The sequence below is a fragment of the Rhodococcoides sp. S146-33 genome (assembly GCF_059489205.1).
Genome location: NZ_JCAJWY010000002.1, coordinates 907,235 through 933,407 on the forward strand (window position 1 = coordinate 907,235; position 26,173 = coordinate 933,407).

Sequence of the window (26,173 nt, forward strand, 5' to 3'; positions counted from 1 at the left end):
TAAGTTGAGCCAATGTTCTCCAAAGTTTTGGTTGCCAACCGCGGCGAGATCGCCATCCGTGCCTTCCGTGCTTCCTACGAACTCGGTGCCTCCACCGTTGCGGTGTTCCCGTTCGAGGACCGAAACTCGGTGCACCGGACGAAAGCCGACGAGGCATATCAGATCGGGGAGAAGGGTCATCCGGTACGGGCGTACCTCTCGGTCGACGAGATCGTCGCCGCTGCCCAGCGGAGCGGTGCCGATGCGGTGTATCCCGGGTACGGATTCCTCTCCGAGAACCCGGATCTGGCCGCAGCATGTGCCGAGGCCGGCATCACCTTCGTCGGTCCTTCCGCCGATGTACTCGAACTGACCGGCAACAAGGCACGCGCCATCGCGGCAGCGAAGGCCGCAGGACTTCCGGTTCTGGCGTCGTCGGAACCCTCGTCCGACATCGACGAGCTCGTTGCGGCGTCGGAGTCGATGACGTTCCCCCTGTTCGTCAAGGCAGTGGCGGGTGGCGGTGGCCGAGGGATGCGCCGCGTGGCCGAACCGGAGCAGTTACGTGAATCCATCGAAGCGGCTGCGCGCGAGGCGGAGTCGGCTTTCGGAGATGCGACGGTGTTCCTCGAGCAAGCCGTGATCGATCCGCGGCACATCGAGGTCCAGATACTTGCCGACGGCCAGGGCAATGTGGTGCACCTGTTCGAGCGTGACTGCAGCGTGCAGCGTCGGCACCAGAAGGTCATCGAATTGGCACCGGCACCGAACCTGCCTCCGGAACTACGGGAGAGGATCTGCGCAGACGCCGTTGCCTTCGCCAAGCAGATCAACTACTCCTGCGCCGGTACCGTAGAGTTTCTGCTCGATACTCGCGGCAATCACGTCTTCATCGAGATGAATCCGCGAATTCAGGTGGAGCACACCGTCACCGAAGAGGTGACCGATGTGGACCTGGTGCAGTCGCAGTTGCGGATCGCCTCGGGGGAGACGCTCGCAGACCTCGGTCTGCAGCAGGAGAACATCGTGTTGCGCGGTGCGGCGTTGCAGTGCCGTATCACCACCGAGGATCCAGCGAACGGCTTTCGCCCCGACGTCGGCCGCATCACCGCCTACCGCACTCCCGGCGGTGCCGGGGTTCGCCTCGACGGCGGGACCACGCTGGGTGCGGAGGTCGGCGCGTACTTCGATTCCATGCTCGTCAAGCTCACGTGCCGTGGCCGTGATTTCGACACCGCCGTGGCACGGGCTCGACGTGCAGTGGCAGAGTTCAGGATTCGCGGCGTCGCGACGAACATCCCGTTCCTGCAAGCGGTTCTGGTCGACCCCGACTTCACCGCAGGCCGGGTCACCACCTCGTTCATCGAGGAACGGCCGGAACTGCTGACCTCGCGCTCCTCGGGTGACCGTGGCACCAAGATTCTCACTTACCTGGCCGACGTGACGGTCAACAAGCCGCATGGTGAGCGTCCGTCCCCGGTGTACCCACACGACAAACTCCCTGCGGTCGACTTCTCCGCGCCGATTCCCGACGGCTCGCGTCAGCGGTTGCTCGCCCTCGGGCCCGAGGGTTTTGCTCGAGATCTGCGCAACCAGAAGGCACTCGGCGTCACCGACACCACCTTCCGTGACGCGCATCAATCCTTGTTGGCCACCCGGGTGCGCACGAGTGGTTTGCTCGGCGTGGCCCCGTACGTGGCGCGTACGACGCCGCAGTTGCTCTCCATCGAGGCGTGGGGCGGAGCGACATACGATGTGGCGCTGCGGTTCCTGCACGAGGATCCGTGGGAACGACTTGCAAGTCTGCGAGAAGCCGTCCCCAACATTGCAATTCAGATGCTGCTGCGTGGCAGGAACACCGTCGGCTACACGCCGTACCCGGAGAAGGTGACGCGCAGTTTCGTCGCCGAGGCCACCGACACCGGAATCGACATCTTCCGCATCTTCGACGCTCTCAACAATGTCGATCAGATGCGGCCCGCAATCGATGCGGTGCGCGAAACCGGAACTGCGCTGGCCGAAGTGGCGCTGAGCTACACCGGGGACCTGTCCAACCCGAACGAAGACCTGTACACGCTCGACTACTACTTGAAGTTGGCCGAGCAGATCGTGGAGGCGGGAGCGCACGTACTCGCCATCAAGGACATGGCTGGACTGCTGCGCGCGCCCGCAGCCAAGACGTTGGTGACGGCGCTACGGTCGAATTTCGATCTGCCCGTGCATGTGCACACGCACGACACACCCGGTGGTCAGTTGGCCACGTACTTGGCCGCGTGGGAGGCCGGTGCCGATGCCGTCGACGGTGCCAGCGCAGCGATGGCCGGAACCACCAGTCAGCCCGCGTTGTCGGCGATCGTCGCGGCGGCGGCCCACACCGATCGGGACACCAGGCTGGATCTGCAGGCCGTCTGCGATCTCGAGCCCTACTGGGAGGCCGTGCGAAAGGTGTACGCGCCCTTCGAGTCCGGACTGCCGGCACCGACCGGGCGCGTCTACACCCACGAGATCCCAGGCGGGCAACTCTCCAATTTGCGGCAGCAGGCCATTTCGCTCGGACTCGGTGATCGTTTCGAGACCGTCGAGGCCAATTACGCAGCAGCAGACCGGATGTTGGGCCGTTTGACCAAGGTGACGCCGAGCTCGAAGGTCGTCGGTGATCTGGCCTTGGCTCTGGTCGGTGCGGGAGCTTCGGCCGAAGAGTTCGCCGAAGATCCGAGTCGATACGACATCCCCGATTCGGTGATCGGATTCCTTCGTGGCGATCTGGGAACTCCTGCAGGTGGCTGGCCCGAGCCGTTGCGCACCAAGGCTCTCGAAGGCCGAGGTGCGGGCAAGCCGGTGACGCCCCTGACCGACGAGGACGAGAAGAATCTCGACGGCACGTCGGCGCAACGCCGTACGACTCTCAACCGCCTGCTCTTTCCCGGGCCGACGGCGGAACTCGAGGCACATCGCGAGAAGTACGGCGATACGACCCGGTTGTCGGCCAACCAGTTCTTCTACGGGCTGCGTCAAGGCGAAGAACATCGCGTCACCTTGGAGAAGGGAGTCGAACTGCTCATCGGGCTCGAAGCCATCTCCGATCCCGACGAGCGCGGCATGCGCACCGTCATGTGCATTCTCAACGGTCAGCTGCGACCGGTGTCGGTGCGCGATCGGTCCATCTCGAGCGAGGTGCCGACGGTCGAGAAGGCGGACCGCTCGAACTCCGGTCACATCCCGGCGCCGTTCGCCGGCGTCGTGACTCTGTCCGTCGAAGAGGGGCAGAAGATTTCGGCCGGTGACACCATCGCCACCATCGAGGCGATGAAGATGGAGGCGGCGATCACCGCTCCTCGCGGTGGCACGGTGACCCGGTTGGCGATCTCGGGCGTTCAGCAGGTCGAAGGTGGCGATCTGCTCGTCGTCGTCGGTGGGGGGTCGACGGGCGAAGAGGCCGGGAGCGAATGACGCGGATCGTGGCGGGTGTGGCAGGGGGCCGACGGCTCGCGGTCCCGGGCCAAGGCACCCGCCCGACTTCCGAGCGGGTGCGTGAGGCTCTGTTCAGCTCGCTGGAGAGCCGGATGGACCTCGACGGTGCAGCGGTTCTCGATCTGTTCGCCGGCTCGGGGGCGCTCGGGCTCGAAGCGCTCTCGCGTGGTGCATCGTCGGCAGTGTTGGTCGAGTCCGATGCGCGAGCGGCAGCGGTGGTGCGCCGGAACATCGATTCGGTCGGGCTGCCCGGAGCGTCGGTCAAGTGCGCACCGGTGGCCTCGGTATTGGCGGGGTCACCGGACGCGGAATACGACCTGGTGCTCGCCGACCCGCCGTATGCGGTCACCGACAGCGCGGTGACGGGTCTGCTGGACAGGCTCGTCACCGGGGGATGGCTGGCATCCGATGCCGTGGTCGTACTCGAGCGATCCTCGCGGTCGCCCGAGACCGAGTGGCCGGTGGGTCTGGTAGCGGAGAAGTCGAAGAAGTACGGCGAGAGTCGAATCGAGATCGCAGCGCGCTCGTAGCGATCGAATCCGGGCTCGGCTGATAAGTTCGCGGCATGACTGGCGCACTGTGTCCTGGATCCTTCGACCCGGTGACCAACGGTCATCTGGACATCTTCGAACGAGCGGCGGCCGCCTTCGACGAGGTCGTGGTCACCGTCATGGTGAACAAGAGCAAGAAGGGCATGTTCACCGTCGACGAGCGAATCGAGATGCTCAAGGTCGCGACGGAGCATCTGCCCAACGTCAGGATCGGATCCTGGTACGGTCTACTGGTCGATTACGCACGGCAAGAAGGCTTTTCGGCGATAGTGAAAGGTCTGCGCAGCTCGGTCGATTTCGACTACGAGTTGCAGATGGCGCAGATGAATCGCACCCTCACCGGGGTGGACACGCTGTTCCTGCCGGCGAATCCCGCGCACAGCTTTCTGTCCAGTTCGCTGATCAAGGAAGTCGCGACCTTCGGAGGGGACGTCACCGGGATGCTCCCATCTTTCGTTCAGGACCGATTGACCGCTCGCATCGCCGAGCGGGCAGCAGACTAGTTCCAGAAGCGACACACCGGGCGGGTATAGCGCAGACACGCACATCGGCAGGCAGACTGAGCAGCGCAGCACTGTGCGTCTCGGTCGCTCCGCGGTCGGCACGTGCAGTGGCAGATTCGACGATTGGGGTAACCGGTGTACCGCGTATTCGAGGCGCTCGACGAGCTCGTCGCCATTGTCGAGGAGGCGCGCGGCGTTCCGATGACCGCCGGATGCGTCGTTCCGCGCGGCGATGTCCTGGAACTGCTCGACGATGTTCGTGACGCCATCCCCGGCGAGCTCGACGACGCGCAGGACGTTCTGGACCATCGCGACAAGCTGGTGGGCGATGCCCGGGCCACGGCGGAGAAGACGGTCGGAACCGCCAACGCCGAAGCCCAGGACACCGTCGAGAACGCGCGGGATTCTGCCGATCGCATCCTCGCCGATGCCAAGGCGCACGCAGACCGCATGGTGTCCGAGGCGTCGGCGCATGCCGAGCAACTCGTGGCCGATGCCGAAGCAGAAGCAGAGCGGACGGTACTCGAGGGCCAGCGTGAGTACGAGGAACTGACCGTTCGAGCCCGCACCGAAGCCGACCGAATGATCGAGTCCGGCGCGATGTCGTACGAGCGATCGGTTGCCGACGGCACCGCCGAACAGAATCGGTTGGTGTCTCAGACCGAGGTGGTGCAGGCCGCGCACGCCGAGTCGGCGCGAGTGATCGACAGCGCTCACGCGGAGTCCGATCGAATGCGCAGTGAGTGCGACGTCTACGTCGACACCAAACTCGCGGAGTTCGAGGAGTTCCTCAGCGGCACCATTCGTTCCGTCGGCCGCGGTCGTCAGCAACTTCGAACCGGTTCCGGTGTCCCGGAATACGGCAGCGAGCCGTACGGCGAACCCTCGTACGGAAGCCAGGAAGGCCGTCGCAGCCGACACTGAGGGCGATGATTTGCCCTCGTATGCACGCATGCGTATCGTTGTGGGGTTGCTTACCGACGGTAGGCATATCGACAGTAAGGAAGAACAGCCGTGCCCCCGCCCAAGAGAACGACCCGTCCTGAACTGGACGACGGATTCGTTCTGGACATCCTCAACCTAGGTCGTCGACCCGGGTCGACGAAGACCATCGAGCGGACGGTTCCGGCTCCTTCCCGAATCGGCCTCGATGCAATCGCCATCGAAGCCGGAGTCCCGGTCTCGCTCGACCTGCAACTGCAGGCGGTATCGGAGGGCGTTCTCGTCACCGGTTCCGTACGAGCTGCCACTGCCGGCGAGTGCACGCGGTGCCTCGATCCGGTCAGCGGCAACGTCGACGTCTACCTGACCGAGCTGTTCGCTTACCCGAACAGCATCACCGAGGAGACCACGGATGCGGACGAGATTCACCGCATCGTCGACGACCTGATAGACCTCGAACCCGTCATCGTCGACGCGGTCGGTCTGGAGCTTCCACTCCACCCCGTCTGCAGTGACGAGTGCGAGGGATTGTGCCCAGAATGCGGCGTTCGCCTGGCGATTGCTGAATCCGGCCACAGTCACGATACAATTGATCCTCGCTGGGCTGGACTTGCAGCCAAATTTGGCGTGGATCCAGAACCGAGCACAGAACTTGTGAACAACGAAGCCGAGGAGAAGTAAGTGGCTGTCCCGAAGCGCAAAATGTCGCGTTCCAACACGAGGTCGCGTCGTGCACAGTGGAAAACCACTGCGCCCACCCTCGTGACGTGCCCCAACCGTGGTTGCGGCGAGAAGACCTTGCCCCACATCGCGTGCCCTTCGTGCGGTACCTACAAGGGCCGCCAGGTCGTCGCAGCGGTCTGATTCCCGCTCCTGTGACCAACGAAGTAGTGGATCGACACAACAACGATTCGCAGAAGAATAGTTCTACTGCCGTCAGCGGCGGGGACGACCGAGAGTCGCTCCTCGCCGCTATCGGTGTTTCTGTGTCGGAACCGCTGTTGACTCTGGCTCTGACGCATCGATCGTTCGCCTACGAGCACGGTGGTCTTCCCACCAACGAGCGCCTCGAGTTCCTGGGCGATTCGGTGCTCGGACTGGCGGTGACGGAGCACCTCTATGCGGTGCATCCCACCAAGTCCGAGGGCCAGCTGGCCAAAATTCGGGCGAGTGTGGTGAACATGCATGCCTTGGCGGAAGTAGCGCGCGGTCTCGGTGACGGCGGTCTGGGTCGGCATCTGCTGCTCGGCAAGGGCGAGGAGCAGACCGGCGGACGCGACAAGCCGAGCATCCTGGCCGATGGCATGGAGTCGATGCTGGGTGCTATTCACCTGCAGCACGGCATCGACGTAGCCCGCACCGTCGTTCTGACGCTGTTCGCCGGCCTCCTGGACCGCGCCCCCAAGCTCGGTGCAGGCCTGGACTGGAAGACGAGCCTGCAGGAACTGACTGCAGAACTTGCCCTCGGCGTTCCCGCGTACGAGATCGCGTCCACCGGACCCGATCACGACAAAGAATTCACTGCCACCGTGTTGATCGGCGGACTTCCCCGGGGCGTCGGAGTCGGCCGCTCGAAGAAGGAAGCCGAGCAGAAAGCCGCCAGTTTGGCGTGGAATACGCTGTCGGGCAACGACATTGCTGTCGTCGACGCGTCCTCGACCGACCCTTCCTGATGCCTGAACTACCCGAGGTCGAAGTCGTCAGGCTCGGTCTCGAATCGCATGTGGTGGGCAAGACCATCGACGCGGTGGAGGTACTGCACCCCCGTGCCGTGCGTCGACACGACCTCGGTGGTCTCGATCTGATCGGTCAATTGCGTGGTCAGCGCATCTCCTCGGCCCGGCGCCGTGGGAAGTACCTGTGGCTGGTGATGGAGCCCGGCGACTTCGCCACCGTCGTGCACTTGGGTATGAGTGGACAGATGCTGGTGCAACCACCGTCCGCGCCGGACGAGAAGCATCTGCGGATTCGGGCACGACTCGACGACGGCACCGATCTTCGGTTCGTCGACCAGCGAACATTCGGCGGCTGGGCTCTTGCCCCGATCGTGACGGTGAACGGCACACCGGTACCCGAACCGGTGGCGCACATCGCGCGAGACCCGATCGACCCGCTGTTCGATGCAGAATCCGTGGTGAACGTGTTGCGCGGCAAGCACACCGAGATCAAGCGAGCTCTCCTCGATCAGACCGTGCTGTCGGGAGTGGGCAACATCTACGCGGACGAGGCTCTGTGGCGGGCCAAAATTCACGGCAACCGCATCGCAGAAACATTGACTCGGCCTGCTCTACGTCGACTGCTGACCGCCGTGCACGCGGTGATGGGGGAGGCTCTGGCGCAGGGTGGTACCTCGTTCGATGCGTTGTACGTCAACGTCAACGGACAGTCCGGCTACTTCGACAGGTCGCTCGATGCCTACGGACAGGAAGGTCTACCCTGCTCCCGCTGCGGGGCACCGATCAGGCGTGAAAAGTTCATGAATCGCTCCTCTTTCAGCTGCCCCACCTGCCAGCCGCGACCCCGACACATCCGGAACTGACAGCGAACAGGCCATTCCGCAGGATCTGCACCACCGCCTAGTATTTCCGTCATGGCAGAACAGAGCACGCCGACCAACCTCTGGGTCGAGCGCACAGGCACCCGTCGCTACACCGGCCGCAGCTCGCGCGGAGCCGAGGTACTCATCGGTTCCGAGTCGGTCGAGGGTGTCTTCACCCCCGGTGAGCTGCTCAAGATCGCGCTCGCAGCATGCACCGGTATGAGTTCGGACGTCCCCCTGTCGCGTCGGCTGGGGGACGACTACTCCGCCACCGTCGAGGTGTCCGGTGCAGCAGATCGTGAGAACGAGCTGTATCCGGAACTCGACGAGATCCTCCGCGTCGACCTCAGCGCGATGGACCCCGACGCGCAGCAGCGACTGCTCACCGTCGTCGAGCGGGCTATCGACAAGGTCTGCACGGTGGGGCGAACCCTGAAGGCCGGTACGACGATCAACCTGGACATCGACGTGGACGCCTGATGAAGGCGGGGGCAGCGGCCGTCGTGGCGGGCCTTGTTCTCGCAGCCACGGTTACCTTGTCTCCCACCGCGGAGGCGTCGAGCACCTGCACTCCGTGGTCGGTGAGCACGGTGGCATCGGGATTCGGGCTGCTCGAGAATCTGGAGTTCGACGGCAACGGCCTCATGATCGTCTCGGAGACCTCTCCTCTCGGACCGGGTGCTTTACGAACCGTCGCGCCGAACGGAGACCGGGGCACTCTCGTGTCGGGCGTCGAGTCGCCCGGTGGACTCGTACGAGACGGAGACACTCTGTTCTTTACGACCGGAAACAGTGCTCTCGCAGGGCTTCTCGATACCCGAACAGGCACCGTCGACACCGTCGATCTCGGTACGGGGATTCGGTCGACGTATGCGTCGGGCCTGGCGATGCCCAACGGGCTGGCGCGATCGGAGTCGGGTGATCTGTTCACCACCCGCAATCTGGGCAGCAGCTCCGGCCTGACGCGCATTGCTGTCGACCGTTCGGTGTCGACCGTACGTACCGACCTGGGATCGGCCAACGGCATCGGTGTCGGCAACGGAAGAATGTACGTGGCCACCACATTCGACCTCGAGACCACGGTGACAGTGCTCGACGAGCAGGACCCGTCCGGTCCCTCCTCACGCATTCGCGTCGACGGAATCGGACCGCTCACGATGTCGGACGATCTGACCGTGGCGGACGACGGAACGGTCTATCTCGCACAGAATCTCGCGGGCCGGGTCGTCCGTGTCGATCCTGAGACCGGATCGTCCTGCGTCATCGCGACGGGGGTGCCGCTCACGTCATCGGTTGCTTTCGGAGGAGTCGGATTCGATTCGGAGGCGTTGTACGCCACGAGTTTCGACGGAACCGTCCGAAAGATGAGTCCGGTATGACGGACGAACGGCTGACGGCATGGGTGCACGGCTTGGTTCAGGGGGTCGGGTTTCGTTGGTGGACTCGCTCGCGGGCTCTGGAACTCGGATTGGTCGGGCACGCGACCAACCACTCGGACGGGCGGGTGCTGGTGATAGCAGAGGGTCCGCGTCCGCGCCTCGACGCACTCCTGGACATGCTCCGCGGCGGCGGCACCCCGGGCACTGTCACCTTGGTCGTCGAGAGTTGGGAGAGCGCCCGCGGTGGCCTCACTGGCTTCGTGGAACGGTGACCCGCTGCCGCCCGCGGACGGCTCGACACAAATCGCTGCGTACTACCGGTAAAGTACGGACGCTATGTATCTCAAGAGTCTGACGCTCAAGGGCTTCAAGTCCTTTGCTTCGGCGACGACTCTCCGTTTCGAGCCGGGAATCACCTGTGTGGTCGGCCCCAACGGCTCCGGCAAATCCAACGTTGTGGACGCTTTGACCTGGGTGATGGGTGAACAGGGTGCCAAGGCGTTGCGCGGCGGAAAGATGGAAGACGTCATCTTTGCGGGCACGTCCGGCCGCGCACCCCTCGGCCGCGCCGAGGTGACTCTGACCATCGACAACTCCGACGGTGCGCTGCCGATCGACTACTCCGAGGTCTCGATCACCCGACGCATGTTCCGTGACGGTGCCGGTGAATACGAGATCAACGGGAGTTCGTGCCGGTTGATGGACGTCCAGGAGTTACTCAGCGACTCCGGTATCGGCCGGGAGATGCACGTGATCGTCGGTCAGGGTCGGTTGGCGGCGATTCTGGAATCGCGTCCCGAGGACCGGCGGGCCTTCATCGAGGAAGCCGCCGGGGTGCTCAAGCACCGCAAGCGCAAGGAAAAGGCGGTTCGCAAGCTCGACGCGATGCAGGCCAATCTCGCGCGATTGACCGACCTGACAACCGAGTTACGCCGTCAGCTCAAGCCACTGGGCAGGCAGGCCGAGGTTGCGCGCCGCGCACAGACCGTGCAGGCAGACTTGCGTGACGCTCGACTGCGGTTGGTGGCCGACGACCTGGTGGCCAGACGGGAAGAATTCGCCAACCAGACCCAGGACGAGGAAGCGGCTCGCGAGCAGTATGCGATGGTGCAGGACGCCCTCGAAGCCGGAACGGTGGCGCTGGCGGAACACGAGCAGGCGGTGGCGAGGCTGACTCCGAGCGCCGAAGCAGCCGGGCAGACGTGGTTTCGTCTCTCCGCGCTGGCCGAACGAGTGAACGCGACGGTACGCATCGCGCACGAACGTGCTCGGCATCTGGATACCGTCCAGAGCACCGGTCGCGGCCAGGATCCGGACGAACTCGAAGCACAGGCCGAGCGCGTCGCCGAGGAGGAAATGGAACTCGTCGAGGCCGTCGAGATGGCGCGGGAAACTCTGGAAGCGGCCCGCGAGCAGCTCGCTGAGCGCGAATCCGCTGCCGCAGCCGCCGAGCGTGCTCACCTGGCCGCCGTCCGCGCGGTTGCCGACCGCCGTGAGGGATTCGCGCGCCTGTCCGGTCGAGTGGACACCTTCAGAACCAAGGTCGAGTCCATCGACGCCGAAGTAGCGCGGCTCTCTGTGGCCATCGACGAGGCCAGGGAGCGCGGCGAGTCGGCTCAACGTGAGTTCGAGAGCGTCCAGGATCAGATCGGCACTCTCGACGCGAGCGAACTCAGCCTCGATACCCACTACGAACGAGCGGTCGCCGCATTACGCCATGCCGACGCCCGGGTATCTGAATTGCAAGCGGAAGAGCGCATCGCGGGCAAGAGGGTGGCATCGTTCGAGGCCAGGATCGAGGCGCTCACCATGGGCCTCGAACGCAAGGACGGTGCCGGGTGGCTGGTGGAGAACCAGCAGGACGGTCTGTCCGGTCTGCTCGCCGGCCATCTCACGGTCGAGCCGGGTTACGAGATCGCGGTGGCCGTCGCCATGGGTCCGGCGGCCGATGCCGCGCACGCCGAATCGTTCGATGCTGCGCGCGCTGCCGTGTTGGCGCTACGCGCTGCGGACGGTGGTCGCGCTTCTATCGCGCACGGTAATACTGTTGCAGCACAACCGATTCGACGGCCAGCATTGCCGAACGGTGCTCGGTGGGCACTCGATCTGATCGAGTATCCGGATCGGTTGGCCGGGGCGATGGTGGCATTGCTCGACGGTGTGGCGGTTGTCGACTCGCTCGACGCGGCGCACCGGCTCGTCTCGGATTCGAGTGATTTGCGTGCCGTGACCACGGACGGCGACGTGGTCGAGCCGGGTTGGGTCACCGGTGGATCGGATCGTCGACCCAGCACCCTGGAGGTGCAATCGGCGATCGACACGTCGAGGGTGGAGCTGACGGCGGCCGTGCGCCGGGCCGAGGAGCTCGATGCCGCACTCTCCGGTGCTTTGGCGGAGCAGCGCGACCGGCGTGAATCCGCCGAGCAGGCGCTTGCGGCCCTGAACGAATCCGATGCTGCGATGGCCGCTGTCTACGAGCAGTTGGGCCGCCTGGGGCAGCTGGCGCGTTCGGCGCACGCAGAATCTGCGCGATTGACGACGCAACGTAGTTCCGCCGAAGCGAGCCGCGAAGAAGCGATCCAGCGCCTGGCCGAGCTCGAGGACAGTTTGCGGACGGCAGAGGACGAACAGAACGGTTTCGCGGGAGACGGCGAGAGCGGCGACGCGGCGACCACCATGGAACGCGAGATGGCAGCTGCGGCGCTGACCGAGGTGCGGGCGGTGGAGGTCGAGGCGCGGCTGAACGTACGAACCGCTGAGGAGCGCGCGCAGTCGGTGCGGGGCCGAGCCGATTCGCTGCGCCGGGCGGCACGAGCCGAACGCGAGGCCAGGGCGCGAGCCGAACGCGAGGGCGCAGCCCGGCGGCACGCCGCCGCGGTGGCTGCTGCCGTCGGCGAATCGGGTGAGGACCTCGCCGCTCGATTGGCCTCCGTGGTGGCTGCGGCGGCCCGAAGGCGCGACGAGCTTTCCGCCGAACGAGCAACGCGCACAGTCGAACTCGACAAGGTCAAGGAGCAGGTCCGGGCTCTGCAGGGACAGCTCGCTTCGATCACCGACGCCGTTCACCGGGACGAGGTCGCCCGTGCGCAGGCCGCACTGCGTATCGAACAACTCGAAACCACGATTCTCGAACAACACGGGATCGGCCTCGACGATCTGGTAGCCGAGTACGGCCCCGATGCGACGCTGCCTCCGACCGAACTCGAGATGGCAGAGTACGAGGCCGCCAAGGAACGCGGTGAGCAGGTGGTGGCCCCCGCGCCGATGCCGTTCGATCGCGCAACCCAGGAGCAGCGGGCCAAACGAGCCGAACGCGATCTCGCGACACTCGGCAAGGTAAACCCGTTGGCACTCGAAGAGTTCGCAGCCCTCGAGGAGCGCTACAACTTCTTGTCGACCCAACTCGAGGACGTCAAGTCTGCGCGAAAGGACTTGCTCGGCGTGGTCGCCGACGTCGACGATCGCATTCTGCAGGTCTTCACCGAGGCCTGGCTGGACGTCGAACGAGAATTCACCGGCGTGTTCGCCAAACTCTTTCCCGGCGGCGAAGGGCGGCTGATTCTGACCGACCCGTCGGACATGCTCACCACCGGCATCGAGGTCGAGGCGCGTCCGCCGGGCAAGAAGGTCAAGCGATTGTCGTTGCTCTCGGGCGGCGAGAAGTCGCTGACAGCGGTGGCCATGTTGGTGGCCATCTTCCGCGCCCGGCCGTCGCCGTTCTACGTCATGGACGAAGTCGAGGCCGCGCTGGACGACACCAACCTGCGTCGGCTGATCGGGTTGTTCGAGCAGCTCCGCGAGAAGTCACAGTTGATCGTCATCACGCACCAGAAGCCGACGATGGAAGTGGCCGACGCGTTGTACGGCGTGAGCATGCGCGGTGACGGCATCACCACGGTCATCTCGCAGCGACTGAACCGAGAACGCGTCGCGGTGGACGTAGCCGAGCCGGAGACAGCACCCGTGGTCGAACCGGACGCGGTCTCGTAGGACCGTCCCGCCTACTGCTTCGGGTAAAGCTGCTCCGAGTAGGACGGCCCGTAATATTCGCGCAGCTCCTCGACGGTCTCGGGGGCCTGCGGAATCAACGCCTTGGTCAGGGATGCAACATCGGGAATGGACTCCGCGTTCCACGTTTCCGGCTGCCACAACTTGGATCGCATGAACGCCTTGGCGCAGTGGTGAAACACCTGCTCGATGTCGACAACGAGGCACATGATCGGTCGGTGGCCCTTGACCGTCAGCTCGTCGAAGAACGGTGCGTCCGTCACCAGTGACGCGCGACCGGCGATGCGCAGAGTGTCACCTCGCCCCGGCACGAAGAAGTTCAGTCCGACGAACGGGTTCTCGAGAATGTTCCGGTACCCGTCCATCCGACGATTGCCGGGTCGTTCGGCCAGTGCGATCGTGCCGTCGTCGATGACGTGGACCAGGCTGCCGGGCGGATCGCCCTTGGGAGACACGTCGCATCGGCCACTCGCGTCCGAGGTACCCATCAGGCAGAAAGGCGACGCAGCGAGCCATTGCACGTCCAGCGGGTGCAATGTGCTGCGGTCCTTGTTCGCGGCACGAAAACTCGGCTGCCCGAACATCGCTGTCAATGTGTCGCCGTCGCGCACCGTCGTCCACTCCATGGCGGAGATGCTATCGACACGGCTCGGGTGAGGGACAGTGCTTTTCTCGGACGGAGCACCACCGGTGACGAACGGCCGTGAACGCCTGACAGGATGGGGTACGTGAGTAACCAAGCGTGGATCATCGTCGCGGCGATCGCCGCTGTCCTACTGGTCGTTCTCGTCGTCGGGCTGGTGCTCTCCCGTCGACGGAGAGTGTCGCTCAAGTCGGACGAGGCCGCGCGGATCGAGGACGCGGCCACCAAGGACAGATCCGGTGGCTACACGGCGGGTAGTGGTTTCTCGTTCAGCCAGGGCACGGCGACCGCCGAGCCGGTCCCGCCTGCCCCGAAGCCGGTCCCGCCTGCCCCGAAGCCCGTCCAGCCGGCTCCAGAGCCCGTCGAGCCGACGCCGGTGGTACCCACTCCCACTCGGGACGAGCCGGAGGTGGTCGACCCCGAGGTGCCGGTCGTCGAACCACAGGTGCCCGTTGTCGAACCCGCCGAGCCCGAGGTGCCGGAACCCGCACCGGATGCCGAAGCTCCTGCTCCTCGAATGGACACCATCGATCCCACGGAGGGTCGGCTGGATAGGCTCCGCGGTCGCCTCGCGCGCTCTCAGTCCGCTGTGGGCAAGAGCTTGCTCGGATTGCTCGGCGGCGGTGACCTGGACGAGGACTCGTGGGAAGAGGTCGAGGACACCCTGCTGATCGCCGATATCGGCTCGGCGACGACCGCCGAGATCATGCGCACCCTGCGCGAGCAGATGGCGGCGCGCAGCATTCGCACCGAAGCCGACGCCAGGGCTCTGCTTCGCGAAATTCTCGTTGCGCAACTTCATCCCGAGTTCGACCGGTCGATTCGGGCGCTTCCGCACGACGGCGCACCTGCCGTGCTGCTGGTGGTGGGCGTCAACGGCACCGGCAAGACCACGACCACAGGAAAACTCGCTCGTGTTCTGGTCGCCGATGGGCGGCGAGTGCTCCTCGGTGCCGCCGACACGTTCCGCGCGGCTGCCGCAGACCAGTTGCAGACCTGGGCCGAGCGGGTCGGGGCCGAGGTGGTGCGCGGCAAGGAGGCCGCCGATCCGGCTGCTGTTGCATTCGACGCAGTGAGCAAGGGAATCGAGAACGGTGTCGACGTGGTGCTGGTCGACACGGCAGGACGCCTACACACCAAATCGGGTCTGATGGACGAGCTGAGCAAGGTCAAGCGCGTCATCGAGAAGAGAGCCCACGTCGACGACGTTCTGCTCGTTCTCGATGCGACCGTGGGCCAGAACGGGCTCACGCAGGCTCGTGTCTTCGCGGAGATCGTCGACATCACCGGCGTCGTGCTGACCAAGCTCGATGGAACCGCGAAGGGTGGCATCGTTTTTCAGGTGCAGCGTGAACTCGGGGTGCCCGTCAAGCTCGTCGGTCTCGGTGAGGGTGCCGACGATTTGGCTCCGTTCGAGCCGGGAGCGTTCGTCGACGCACTGCTCGGCTGATCGCGCGCTCGGGGTTGCCCGCGAACCGGGTAAAAAGCACAAACGCCAGCACGAAACCTTTTTGCAACAGAATTCGGTCATGCGTTCACATGTCCGAAACACCCGAGTGTCACGGATGAAACTTCGTGAAACCAGTCTTCTTGCGTAACGGCGCGCCAACCGGTGTGCAGGAGAATGGAGGGTGTACGTGAGTCCCGAGGATATGTTGGCCAACTCCGGCAACGCCGCGTGGATGCTGATCGCAGCATCGCTGGTACTGCTGATGACGCCGGGCTTGGCGTTCTTCTACGGCGGTATGTCGCAGTCGAAGTCCGTGTTGAACATGATGATGATGTCGTTCGGGGCAATGGCCGTCGTCTCGATCATCTATTTCCTGTGGGGATGGTCGATGTCCTACGGGACCCAGGACATCGGCGGAGTCTTCGCCAACCCGTTCGAGTTCTTCGGGCTCAAGGATTCGATCACCGATGCGGACGGTAGTTACATCGTCGGTGCGTGGGGCTACGCCAACATCATCGATGTGGCCTTCCAGGTCACCTTCGCGATCATCACGGTTGCACTGATCAGCGGCTCGATCGCGGGCCGCGTCAAGTACGGAACCTGGCTCGCCTTCGCAGGTATCTGGGTCACCCTCGCGTACTTCCCGCTGGCCCACATGGTCTGGGGCGGCGGACTGCTCTCCGGATCCGAGAAGGGTCTGGCGGCAAAGATCTTCGGTACCACCGACGACGGTGAGGGCGGACTGGTTGCGAACGTCGCCCCGATCGACTTCGCCGGCGGCACGGTCGTGCACATCAACGCTGGTATCGCAGGCCTGATTCTCGCGATCATCATCGGCAAGCGCGCGGGCTTCGGCAAGGTTGCCTACCGCCCGCACAACCTGCCGTTCGTGATGCTCGGTGCAGCACTGCTGTGGTTCGGTTGGTTCGGATTCAACGCCGGCTCGGCCTTCGCAGCCGACGGCATCGCCGGTTTGGCCTGGGTCAACACGACGGCGGCCACCGCAGCGGCCATCGCAGGCTGGCTCATCACCGAGCGTATTCGTGACGGGCACGCCACCAGCCTCGGCGCTGCCTCGGGCATCGTCGCCGGTCTGGTCGCCATCACTCCGGCCGCAGGTGCACTGACGCCCGTCGGTGCCATGATCCTGGGCGTCATCGCCGGCGTTCTCTCTGCGCTGGCAGTGGGCCTCAAATTCAAGTTCGGCTACGACGATTCGCTCGACGTCGTCGGCGTGCACCTCGTCGCAGGACTGTGGGGAACCATCGGAATCGGCTTCCTCGGATCCGAGACCGGTCTCTTCTACGGCGGTGACTACAAGCAGCTCGTCGTACAGATCGTCATTGCGCTGTTCGCGCTGGTCTTCACCGCGATCGTCACCGCGGTGATCGCGTTCGCGCTCAAGCCTCTCGGCTGGCGCGTATCGGACGAGGAAGAGGCCAATGGCATCGACGAAGCCGAGCACGCTGAGACTGCATATGATTTCGCCTGACAAGGTAGAGATAGACGTGAACGCTGCACCGTACGACAACGGGCACTCGAGGTCTTGTGAAGGGAATCAAAAATGAAGCTGATCACGGCAATCGTCAAACCGTTCACCCTGGAGGACGTCAAGACGGGGCTGGAGCAGGCCGGCGTACTCGGAATGACGGTGAGTGAAGTTCAGGGCTACGGCCGTCAGAAGGGCCACACCGAGGTGTACCGAGGCGCGGAGTACTCGGTCGACTTCGTTCCCAAGGTGCGTGTCGAGGTAGTCGTCGACGACGCCGCTGTCGAGAAGGTAGTCGAGGTCATCGTCGAAGCCGCTCGCACCGGCAAGATCGGTGACGGCAAGGTCTGGGTTTCCCCGGTCGATTCGGTTATCCGAGTCCGCACCGGAGAACGTGGCGCCGATGCACTCTGACCCCAAAGGGTCTCGGGCCGGGGGCCCCGGTTCTGGCGCGAAAGCGTCAGGATCGGGGCCTTCGGTCTCCACGGGCTCTGCATCGAAGGGCACGAGCGATGCTGCAGCAGATCTCGCTCGCGCCAGAAAACAACTACTCGACGGCGGCACGCGCAACCGTCGCCTCGATGCTCCGTCGCTGAGGCAGGCTCTGGTCGATCTCCACGAGTTCTGGCTGACCACCAAAGGTGCAGAGCTGGGGATCAAACCGGACTCGGGCTTCGCGATCGTCGCTGTAGGCGGATTGGCGCGCCGTGAACTGCTGCCGTATTCGGATCTGGATCTGATACTTCTGCACGACGATCTCGAACCGCGAATCGTGGCCGACGTCGCCGACAAGCTCTGGTATCCACTGTGGGACGCCCATATCAAGCTCGATCACAGTGTGCGCACGGTGCCGCAGGCTCTACAGGTAGCCGCAGCCGATCTGACGGCATCGCTCGGGATGCTCGAGGCCCGCCATATCGCCGGTGACGTCGAGTTGAGCAATCTGCTGATCGGCGGCGTACGTCGCCAGTGGCGCACCGGAATTCGTGGACGCTTCGACGAGCTGATCACGCAGACCCACGGTCGATGGGCGCGTAGCGGTGAAATTGCGCATCGCGCCGAGCCCGAGCTCAAGAACGGTCGCGGCGGTTTGCGTGACGTACAGCTTCTCGATGCCCTCTCCATTGCCCAGCTCACCGATGGAATGCCCGGCCTCGGACCCGAATCACCAGGTGGTGGTTTGGCGTTCGCGCACGGAAGACTTCTGGACGTCCGCACCGAACTACACCGGGTGGCCGGCCGAGCGCGGGATCAACTGCGCGCGCAGGACGCCGACGAAATCGGTGCCGCACTCCGCATCGGTGATCGCTTCGATCTTGCACGCGTGCTGAGCGATTCGGCTCGCACCATCAGCTATTCGGTCGATGTCGGATTGCGCACTGCGGGTAATTCGCTTCCGAGAAAAGGCCTTTCACGTCTTCGTCGAGTGCCGGTTCGTCGTCCGCTGGACGAGGGGGTCGTCGAACACGCCGGCGAGGTGGTGCTCGCCCGTGACGCACGACCGAACAAGGACCCTGGCCTGATCATGCGCGTCGCCGCTGCCTCGGCACAGACCGGAATGCCGATGTCGGCATCGACACTCAACCGGTTGTCGGACAGCGCCCCCGAACTTCGCGAGCCCTGGCCGAAGGAGGCTCTGAACGATCTGCTGGTGTTGCTCGGATCGGGTCGCAAAGCCATCGCGGCCATCGAAGCGCTCGATCGAACCGGCCTGTGGGGCCGCCTCATTCCGGAGTGGGGCGCAGTGCGTGACCTACCGCCCCGAGATGCGGTGCACACGTGGACCGTCGATCGCCATCTGGTCGAAACTGCCGCCTACGCAAGCGCATTGACAACCCGAGTTGCCCGTCCGGATCTGCTCGTTCTCGGCGCGCTGATACACGACATAGGCAAGGGGCGCGGCGGCGACCACAGCGTGGTCGGTGCGGATCTCGCAATCCAGATCGGTAACAGGCTCGGGCTGTGGCCGTCCGACGTCGCGCTGCTGACCTCGATGGTGAGGTATCACCTGCTGTTGCCGGAGACCGCCACCCGGCGCGACCTCGACGACCCCGCAACGGTGCAGACCGTCGTCGACGCACTCGGTGCCGACACCATCCTGCTGGAGCTGCTTCATGCTCTCGCCGAGGCGGATTCGCTCGCCACAGGTCCCGGAGTCTGGGGGGACTGGAAGGCATCGCTCATTCGCGAGCTCGTGCGACGCTGTCGATTGGTGATGGCGGGGGAGTCTCTGCCGTCCCCGGATCCACTCGACCCCGCTCACATCGAGCTGGCCGCGCGGGGAGGTGTGCACGTCGACATCGCGCCGACGGACGGTCTGCACACCTTCGTCGTCACGGTCGTGGCGCCCGACACGCCGGGACTGCTGTCGGACGCGGCAGGAGTGCTGGCGCTGCACTCACTGCGTGTGCTGTCGGCTTCGCTGGGCAGTCACGAGGGGTCGGCGATCAACTCGTTCGACGTGGCACCGCTGTTCGGAGCGCCGCCGCAGGCCGGTCTGCTCCGACAGGAGATCATCCGCGCTCAGGCGGGTGAGCTCGACCTCGTTTCAGTACTGGACTCGAAAGAACGCGACGCCCGAGCCGAGACCGTCGAAGACGACGGCGAGGATTCGGCGGTGCCGGTTCTGTACGCCCAGGCTCCGCCCAGGGTCCTGTGGTTCGACGACCACGAACCAGGCCAGGTGATACTCGAACTACGAGCAGAAGACAGGCTCGGACTGCTTTGTCGGCTGGCGAGTGCCATCGAGCAGCAGGGCTCCGATATTCGCTGGGCTCGCGTGTCGACACTGGGCAGCTCGGTCGTCGATTCCTTCTGCATCGACCTGGCAGGCGAGGACAGCAGGGCGGTCCGAGAGGATCTCGAACGAGCCTTGCTCGCGGTTGTACCGGCACCGGAACCGCCCAAGCCTCCGGAAAAGCCTGAAGGCACCTGACCACAGCTCGGAATCGACCGACTCACCCATCCGCCGTGGTGACTTCTCACGAACTTTCAGCCGGTGGGTTTACCTCCGATATCGGTTTGTTATGTTCGTCACCACACGCAGGACGACTCGGCGAGATCACTTCTGCAGACTCCACACTGTCGGAACAGAGAGTCGTTCCTGCAGGCTCCACTGCTTTAGCGAGAGGCACGAACTGTGGGATCCCATCGACGGTCGAACATCTACACACCGGCCGACACAGCAACGGACGCGACGTCCGGCAAGCACCGCGCCGCAGAAGTGACCCCGGATACCGGTCGACGAGCCGCGACCATCGTCGCGGCTACCGGTGCCATCGTCGTCGGCGCGACGACGATGGGTGCAGGTACCGCGGGCGCCGCTCCGATTCCCGAGCCGCCCGCAGCAGGTTTTCCCTTCGCCATCCCGGAAGGTCTGCTGCCCGCGGGATTCGAGCTACCGCAGTTCGAGGTCCCACAGTTCGTACCCCCACAGTTCCTGCCACCGCAGCTCGCGCCACCCGTCGGTGCGCCGACGCAGGCCGCACCGGACCTGACTCCGGCACCACAGGGCACTCCGTCGGCGGTTCCGTCGGAGACGGCGACACAGGCACCGACTCCGGGACCGCTCGCTGCCCTCGGCCCCGAAGTGGACGCTGCCGCCCAACAGTGGCTCGACGACGTCGGATTCGGTGCGGCTGGTGCGGGGCCGACGTCGCCGCTCGAAAGTCTGCGCTCGTTGAAGAAGTCGACGGTCCAGCCCGTCGCCGGAGTGTTGACGTCGAACTTCGGATCGCGATGGGGTGCCCAACACAGCGGCCTCGACATCGCGGCACCCATCGGGACCCCCATCTACGTGGCCGCCGACGGCACGGTGGTCGACGCTGGCCCGGCAGCCGGGTTCGGTCTCTGGGTGAAGGTGAAGCACGACGACGGCACCGAGACCGTCTATGGGCACGTCAATGATTTCTCGGTGCAGCCCGGTCAGCGTGTCTCGGCCGGTGAGCAGATCGCCACAGTCGGCAACCGCGGCCAGTCGACCGGCCCGCATCTGCACTTCGAGGTACACGATCCCTCGGGCGTCAAGGTCGATCCCGCACAGTGGCTCTCGACGCGGGGAGTGGCAGTGACATGGAACGATTCCGCGCGCAACGCCTGACTCGGCTCCATCTTCCAGCAGCACGTCCGTCGCAGAACGACACGGCTGCTGCACGCCCCAGCGACGGCGGGTCGTGCTGGCGCTAGTCTGGTAACCGTGCCGGATTCGGCTCGTTTTCGGTGATCGGCTAGCTCAGGAGTGCAATCGGTGTTCGAATCCCTTTCCGACAGGTTGGCCGGGACTCTCAAGGACCTGCGTGGCAAAGGTCGACTGTCCGGTGCGGATATCGACGCCACGGCCCGCGAGATCCGTCTGGCTCTGCTCGAAGCGGACGTGGCCCTGCCCGTGGTGCGGGAGTTCATCAACCGCATCAAGGTCCGCGCGAAAGGTGCCGAGGTATCGGGTGCGCTCAACCCGGCGCAGCAAGTAGTCAAGATCGTCAACGAGGAGCTCGTCGGCATCCTCGGCGGCGAGACGCGCAGACTCGTCTTCGCCAAGAACCCGCCCACGGTGATCATGCTCGCCGGTCTGCAGGGCTCGGGTAAGACGACGTTGGCCGGCAAGCTCGCCAAATGGCTCAAGGGCCAGGGCCACACACCGTTGCTCGTAGCCTGCGACCTGCAGCGCCCCGGTGCAGTCAGCCAGCTCCAGATCGTGGGCGAGCGCGCGGGCGCAGCTGTGTTCGCGCCGCATCCCGGCACGTCGATAGGCGGCGGTGACAATGCACTCGGTGTCTCGGCTGCGGATCCCGTCGAGGTCGCGCGGGCCGGCATCGCCGAGGCGCGGAGCAAGCAGTACGACGTGGTCATCGTCGACACCGCCGGCCGCCTCGGCATCGACACCGAACTGATGAGTCAGGCCGCTGGGATTCGCGATGCCGTCGAGCCGGACGAAACCTTGTTCGTTCTCGACGCCATGGTCGGCCAGGATGCGGTCAGCACCGCCGAGGCGTTCCGCGACGGAGTCGGCTTCACCGGCGTTGTGCTCACCAAGCTCGACGGCGATGCTCGTGGCGGCGCAGCACTCAGCGTCCGTGAGGTGACCGGACAGCCCATCATGTTCGCGTCGACCGGCGAGAAGCTCGAAGACTTCGACGTCTTCCATCCCGACCGTATGGCCAGCCGGATCCTCGGCATGGGTGACGTTCTCAGCCTCATCGAACAAGCCGAGCAGCACTTCGATGCCGAACAGGCCGAGGCGACCGCCAACAAGATCGGCTCGGGACAGCTCACGCTCGACGACTTCCTCGAGCAGATGATGGCCGTCCGCAAGATGGGACCCATCGGAAATCTGTTGGGCATGTTGCCCGGCGCGGGTCAGATGAAGGAACTCGCCAACGTCGACGAGAAGCAACTCGACCGCGTTCAGGCGATCATCCGCGGCATGACTCCGCAGGAGCGAACCGACCCGAAGATCATCAACGCGTCGCGGCGACTGCGTATCGCCAACGGCTCGGGCGTCAAGGTGTCCGACGTCAATCAGCTGGTCGATCGGTTCTTCGAGGCGCGCAAGATGATGTCGGCCATGGCCGGTCGAATGGGTATGCCGGGTGCGCGTAAGCAGGTGCGCAACAACAAGAAGGGCAAGAAAGGCAAGAAGGGCGCTCGCGGTCCGACACAGCCGAAGATCCGCGGTGGATTCCCCGGCATGCCGGGCGGAATGCCTGCGGGTATGCCCGATCTGTCCTCCATGCCCAAGGGCCTCGACCAGTTGCCACCGGGGCTCGAGGGAATCGATCTTTCTCAGCTGAAACTGCCGAAGAAGTAAGCGACGCACGTGTCGGCGATGCGGGTGCGGGGCCGTGGACTGCCGGACGGGTCCGAGATCGATCTGTGGATCGACCACGGTGTCGTGTCCGTGGAGCCGATTGCCGACGCGGATTTCGTGTACGACGGCGGTTGGATTCTGCCCGGTCTCGTCGATGCCCACTGTCATGTGGGAATCGAGTACGGCGGGGGACACACGGACCTGCCCGGCTCGATCCGTCAGGCACACACCGAGCGAGGCGTCGGCGCGTTGCTGCTTCGCGACGCGGGGTCTCCGGTCGACACCCGCGAGTTGGACGAGCGAGACGACCTTCCTCGAATCATCAGAGCAGGCCGACACATCGCATCGCCGAAGCGATACATACCGGGTCTGGCCATCGACATCGAGGACGAGTCTCAGCTGCCCGAGGCCGTTGCACAGCAAGCGCGATTCGGTGACGGCTGGGTCAAGCTCGTCGGCGATTGGATAGATCGCTCGGCAGGCGATCTGCGGCCGCTGTGGACCGACTCGATCCTGGTCGACTCCATAGCCGCTGCTCATGCCGAGGGCGCGCGGGTGACCGCCCATGTATTCGGTGAAGATGCGCTTCCCGGACTGATCGCGGCGGGAATCGACTGCATCGAACACGGCACCGGTCTGACCGACGGGACCATCGAGATGATGGTCGATCACCGAACCGCTCTGGTGCCGACGCTCATCAACATCGAGACGTTTCCCGGAATCGCGGATTCCGCCACCCGGTACCCCGTCTACGCCCGGCACATGCGGGCGCTGCACGCGCGCGTCGCCGACACCGTCGGCCGGGCCCATGATGCCGGGATTCCCATCTACGCGGGAACCGATGCCGGTGGGTCCATCGCACACGGTCGCATCGCCGACGAGGTCGCGGCACTCACGCGCGTCGGTCTCTCTCCGACGGACGCCCTCGGTGCTGCCTGCTGGGACGCCCGGTCCTGGCTGGGACGACCGGGACTCGAGCACGGCGCACCCGCAGACCTCGTCGTCTACGCGGAGGATCCGCGCGGTGGACCGGACGTGCTGGCCAACCCGGAGCTGGTGATTCTGCGCGGACGCGTGACCGACAGAGGGTCACGCACGACGAGCAGATCGGAGGCCGGTGATGACTGATCCGTCCAACGGCGGCGGGCAGTTCGACCCGAACCGCCCGAGCTGGGCCGGAATGGCCCCGATGAACAACGTTCAGCAACAAGGCTCGGGCCTGTCCGAGACCTACTGGCGGGCCGAACAGGCCAATCAGCAGCGTCAGCGCGGTCAGCGATGGGGACTGCCGGCGGCAGCGCTCGTTCTCGGCCTCAATCTGGCGGGCTTCCTGCTCCTCGGACTCGTCGTCACGACCGAGACCTCTGCTCTGTTCGTCGTCGGCATCATGATTCCGAGCCTGCTGGCCGCAGGACTGGCCGTGGCGATCTCGATGTCTCGTGGCAACGGTCCCGTCGTGGATTTCGGTCTTCCCAGATCCAGTTCCGAACTGCTCGGTCAGCTTCGATCCGGATTGGCCTGGGGTGGTGTCGCGGTCGTCGGCGGTCTGCTTCTCGCGCTGGTGCTCTTGTCGAGCCTCGACCTCGAGGACCAGACCCCACTGGGCAACGTCACGGATACAGCTGTCGGATGGAAAGTCGCTCTGGCCGTGTGGATCTGGATAGGCGCACCGATCTGCGAGGAAACGATGTTCCGCGGCATGCTGTGGGGCGCGCTCGAGAAGCGCACCCGCCCGATGCCGATGGCCTGGCTGGGCAATCGATGGGTCGTACTCACGATCACCGCGGTCGTGTTCGCCGTCTGGCATCGCGAATGGTGGCGATTCGTTGTCCTGCTGTGGGGTGGACTGGCGATCGGCATCGCCAGAATGCGTTCCGGCTCGATCGTCGCGTCGACCACGGCCCACTCGATGAACAACACCCTGCCTGCCCTGGTGATCCTGCTGGCCTGATCGAGTCGTTGCCGAGGGCGATTCACGGTTCGCGATGCTCGTCTGGCACAATGAACAGCTGTTCGCCCGTCTTCCGGTTACGTACCGCGCGGCGGTCACAACAACCTTCAACGCAAAACCGGGTTCGCATGCCGTGCGAACCGCTGAATTGCGCCGTGACCAACTCTCGAAAGGCTCCACCAGAACATGGCTGTCAAGATCAAGCTCATGCGTATCGGCAAGATCCGCACCCCGCACTACCGCGTCGTCATCTCCGACGCCCGCACCCGCCGCAACGGCCGTGCGATCGAGACCATCGGCACGTACGAGCCCAAGCAGGATCCCAGCGTCATCGAGATCAACTCCGAGCGCGCACAGTACTGGCTTGGCGTCGGCGCGCAGCCGACCGAGCCTGTCGAGGCCCTGCTGAAGATCACCGGCGACTGGCAGAAGTTCAAGGGTCTGCCCGGCACCGAGGGAACCCTCCGCGTCGCCGAGCCCAAGCCGTCGAAGCTCGACCTGTTCAACGCCGCACTGGCGCAGGCCGATTCCGAGCCCCAGGGCGAGGCCACCACGGCGAAGAAGAAGAAGGCTCCGAAGTCCGACGACGCCGCTGCGGAGAGCACCGACGCCGCAGCAACCGAGACCGCAGACGCACCGGCCGCCGAGGCTGCTGAGAAGTGAGTGCCGTTGTCGCCGATGCCGTCGAACATCTCGTTCGCGGCATCGTCGCCAATCCCGATGACGTTCGCGTCGAGATGATCACCGGCCGTCGTGGCCGCACCGTGGAGGTTCACGTGCACCCCGACGATCTGGGCAAGGTCATCGGTCGCGGCGGTCGTACCGCCACGGCGCTGCGCACGCTCGTCTCGGGTATCGGTGGTCGCGGCATTCGTGTCGATGTGGTCGACACGGACCACTAGGTCACGCACACAATCATGGAGCTGGTCATCGGCCGTGTTGCAAAGTCGCACGGCATCAAAGGCGAAGTCGTCGTCGAGGTTCGCACCGACGACCCCGACGATCGCTTCGCGATAGGGACCGTTCTTCGCGGCCGCAAGCCTCGATCGAATGCTGCTCCCGCCTCGTACACGGTGGACGCCGTCCGGGAACACTCCGGGCGGCTTCTGCTGCGTCTGAACGGTATCGACGACAAAACGTCCGCCGATCAGATCCGCGGAACCCTGTTCGTCGTCGAGTCCACAGATCTTCCGCCGTCCGATGATCCGGACGAATTCTACGATCACGAGCTCGAAGGACTCACTGTCGTTCTGTCCGACGGCTCGGCAGTGGGGACGGTCCGAGAGGTACTGCACTCGGCAGCGGGTGAGTTGCTCTCCATCACGCCGGGGCCCGGTTTCGGCGGAGACACCCGCGCCGAAATTCTCGTTCCCTTCGTGGCGGCGATCGTGACGTCGGTGTCGTTGGCCGACAAGACGATCCAGATCGATCCGCCCGAGGGCCTGCTGGACCCGGAGTAGAT

General features: G+C 64.9%; 24 protein-coding genes. 23 read left to right on the top strand and 1 reads right to left on the bottom strand.

Going from position 1 to position 26,173, the window contains the following annotated elements:
- Positions 1-12 precede the first annotated feature (12 nt).
- The 12 genes from AC5WEY_RS12760 to smc all read left to right on the top strand — a co-directional run bounded on the left by AC5WEY_RS12760 (position 13) and on the right by smc (position 13,354).
- Positions 13-3,429 (top strand): pyruvate carboxylase, encoded by a 3,417-nt coding sequence (locus AC5WEY_RS12760; RefSeq protein ID WP_495646140.1) that lies wholly within the window; start codon positions 13-15, stop codon positions 3,427-3,429.
- Positions 3,426-3,980, top strand: coding sequence for a 16S rRNA (guanine(966)-N(2))-methyltransferase RsmD (rsmD, locus tag AC5WEY_RS12765; protein WP_495646141.1), 555 nt, complete (start codon positions 3,426-3,428; stop codon positions 3,978-3,980). The genes AC5WEY_RS12760 and rsmD overlap by 4 nt, the downstream gene beginning before the upstream one ends.
- 35 nt (positions 3,981-4,015) lie before the next feature.
- Positions 4,016-4,504 (top strand): pantetheine-phosphate adenylyltransferase, encoded by a 489-nt coding sequence (gene coaD, locus AC5WEY_RS12770; RefSeq protein ID WP_495646142.1) that lies wholly within the window; start codon positions 4,016-4,018, stop codon positions 4,502-4,504.
- Between the two features lie 135 nt (positions 4,505-4,639).
- Positions 4,640-5,428 (top strand): DivIVA domain-containing protein, encoded by a 789-nt coding sequence (locus AC5WEY_RS12775; RefSeq protein WP_495646143.1) that lies wholly within the window; start codon positions 4,640-4,642, stop codon positions 5,426-5,428.
- Between the two features lie 90 nt (positions 5,429-5,518).
- Positions 5,519-6,127 (top strand): YceD family protein, encoded by a 609-nt coding sequence (locus tag AC5WEY_RS12780; RefSeq protein ID WP_495646144.1) that lies wholly within the window; start codon positions 5,519-5,521, stop codon positions 6,125-6,127.
- Entirely contained in the window at positions 6,128-6,310 is a 183-nt protein-coding gene (gene rpmF / locus AC5WEY_RS12785; RefSeq protein WP_032397784.1) for a 50S ribosomal protein L32, read from the top strand.
- A gap of 26 nt (positions 6,311-6,336) precedes the next feature.
- Positions 6,337-7,119, top strand: coding sequence for a ribonuclease III (gene rnc, locus AC5WEY_RS12790; protein WP_057477594.1), 783 nt, complete (start codon positions 6,337-6,339; stop codon positions 7,117-7,119).
- A complete protein-coding gene (mutM, locus tag AC5WEY_RS12795; RefSeq protein WP_495646145.1) occupies positions 7,119-7,985 on the top strand; it encodes a bifunctional DNA-formamidopyrimidine glycosylase/DNA-(apurinic or apyrimidinic site) lyase in 867 nt (288 codons plus the stop codon). The genes rnc and mutM overlap by 1 nt, the downstream gene beginning before the upstream one ends.
- A 51-nt stretch (positions 7,986-8,036) precedes the next feature.
- Positions 8,037-8,465, top strand: a complete 429-nt coding sequence (locus tag AC5WEY_RS12800) for an OsmC family protein (RefSeq protein WP_057477596.1) — start codon at positions 8,037-8,039, stop codon at positions 8,463-8,465.
- Complete coding sequence (locus AC5WEY_RS12805) at positions 8,465-9,364, top strand: SMP-30/gluconolactonase/LRE family protein (RefSeq protein WP_495646146.1); 900 nt, start codon at positions 8,465-8,467, stop codon at positions 9,362-9,364. The genes AC5WEY_RS12800 and AC5WEY_RS12805 overlap by 1 nt, the downstream gene beginning before the upstream one ends.
- Positions 9,361-9,636: an acylphosphatase gene (locus AC5WEY_RS12810; RefSeq protein WP_495646147.1), complete on the top strand. Its 276-nt coding sequence runs from the start codon at positions 9,361-9,363 to the stop codon at positions 9,634-9,636. Before AC5WEY_RS12805 ends, AC5WEY_RS12810 begins: the two co-directional genes overlap by 4 nt.
- 64 nt (positions 9,637-9,700) lie before the next feature.
- Positions 9,701-13,354, top strand: coding sequence for a chromosome segregation protein SMC (smc, locus tag AC5WEY_RS12815; RefSeq protein WP_495646148.1), 3,654 nt, complete (start codon positions 9,701-9,703; stop codon positions 13,352-13,354).
- An 11-nt stretch (positions 13,355-13,365) separates the two neighbouring features.
- On the opposite strand, the gene AC5WEY_RS12820 is transcribed toward smc, so the two are convergent.
- Positions 13,366-13,998 carry an MSMEG_1061 family FMN-dependent PPOX-type flavoprotein gene (locus AC5WEY_RS12820; protein WP_495646149.1) on the bottom strand — a complete coding sequence of 211 codons (633 nt, stop codon included), beginning with the start codon at positions 13,996-13,998 and terminating at the stop codon, positions 13,366-13,368.
- A gap of 93 nt (positions 13,999-14,091) precedes the next feature.
- Between AC5WEY_RS12820 and ftsY the strand changes: the two genes are divergently transcribed.
- From ftsY to rimM, 11 genes are all read left to right on the top strand, one after another.
- The gene (gene ftsY, locus AC5WEY_RS12825) at positions 14,092-15,465 is read left to right on the top strand and encodes a signal recognition particle-docking protein FtsY (RefSeq protein ID WP_495646150.1); all 1,374 of its coding nucleotides are present in this window, start codon (positions 14,092-14,094) and stop codon (positions 15,463-15,465) included.
- A gap of 202 nt (positions 15,466-15,667) precedes the next feature.
- Positions 15,668-16,957: an ammonium transporter gene (locus tag AC5WEY_RS12830; RefSeq protein WP_495646554.1), complete on the top strand. Its 1,290-nt coding sequence runs from the start codon at positions 15,668-15,670 to the stop codon at positions 16,955-16,957.
- Positions 16,958-17,029: 72 nt separating this feature from the next.
- Complete coding sequence (locus tag AC5WEY_RS12835) at positions 17,030-17,368, top strand: P-II family nitrogen regulator (RefSeq protein ID WP_019664269.1); 339 nt, start codon at positions 17,030-17,032, stop codon at positions 17,366-17,368.
- A complete protein-coding gene (locus AC5WEY_RS12840; RefSeq protein WP_495646151.1) occupies positions 17,358-19,889 on the top strand; it encodes a [protein-PII] uridylyltransferase in 2,532 nt (843 codons plus the stop codon). The genes AC5WEY_RS12835 and AC5WEY_RS12840 overlap by 11 nt, the downstream gene beginning before the upstream one ends.
- Before the next feature lie 204 nt (positions 19,890-20,093).
- Positions 20,094-21,053, top strand: coding sequence for a M23 family metallopeptidase (locus AC5WEY_RS12845; RefSeq protein ID WP_495646152.1), 960 nt, complete (start codon positions 20,094-20,096; stop codon positions 21,051-21,053).
- A gap of 147 nt (positions 21,054-21,200) precedes the next feature.
- Positions 21,201-22,760, top strand: a complete 1,560-nt coding sequence (gene ffh / locus AC5WEY_RS12850; protein WP_032403595.1) for a signal recognition particle protein — start codon at positions 21,201-21,203, stop codon at positions 22,758-22,760.
- 18 nt (positions 22,761-22,778) lie between these two features.
- Positions 22,779-23,888: an amidohydrolase family protein gene (locus AC5WEY_RS12855; RefSeq protein ID WP_495646153.1), complete on the top strand. Its 1,110-nt coding sequence runs from the start codon at positions 22,779-22,781 to the stop codon at positions 23,886-23,888.
- Complete coding sequence (locus tag AC5WEY_RS12860) at positions 23,881-24,711, top strand: CPBP family intramembrane glutamic endopeptidase (RefSeq protein ID WP_057477603.1); 831 nt, start codon at positions 23,881-23,883, stop codon at positions 24,709-24,711. Before AC5WEY_RS12855 ends, AC5WEY_RS12860 begins: the two co-directional genes overlap by 8 nt.
- Positions 24,712-24,897: 186 nt before the next feature.
- The gene (gene rpsP, locus AC5WEY_RS12865) at positions 24,898-25,374 is read left to right on the top strand and encodes a 30S ribosomal protein S16 (protein WP_269603229.1); all 477 of its coding nucleotides are present in this window, start codon (positions 24,898-24,900) and stop codon (positions 25,372-25,374) included.
- Entirely contained in the window at positions 25,371-25,613 is a 243-nt protein-coding gene (locus AC5WEY_RS12870) for an RNA-binding protein (protein ID WP_008717313.1), read from the top strand. The genes rpsP and AC5WEY_RS12870 overlap by 4 nt, the downstream gene beginning before the upstream one ends.
- A 15-nt stretch (positions 25,614-25,628) precedes the next feature.
- The gene (gene rimM, locus AC5WEY_RS12875; protein WP_057477605.1) at positions 25,629-26,171 is read left to right on the top strand and encodes a ribosome maturation factor RimM; all 543 of its coding nucleotides are present in this window, start codon (positions 25,629-25,631) and stop codon (positions 26,169-26,171) included.
- Positions 26,172-26,173: the final 2 nt, after the last annotated feature.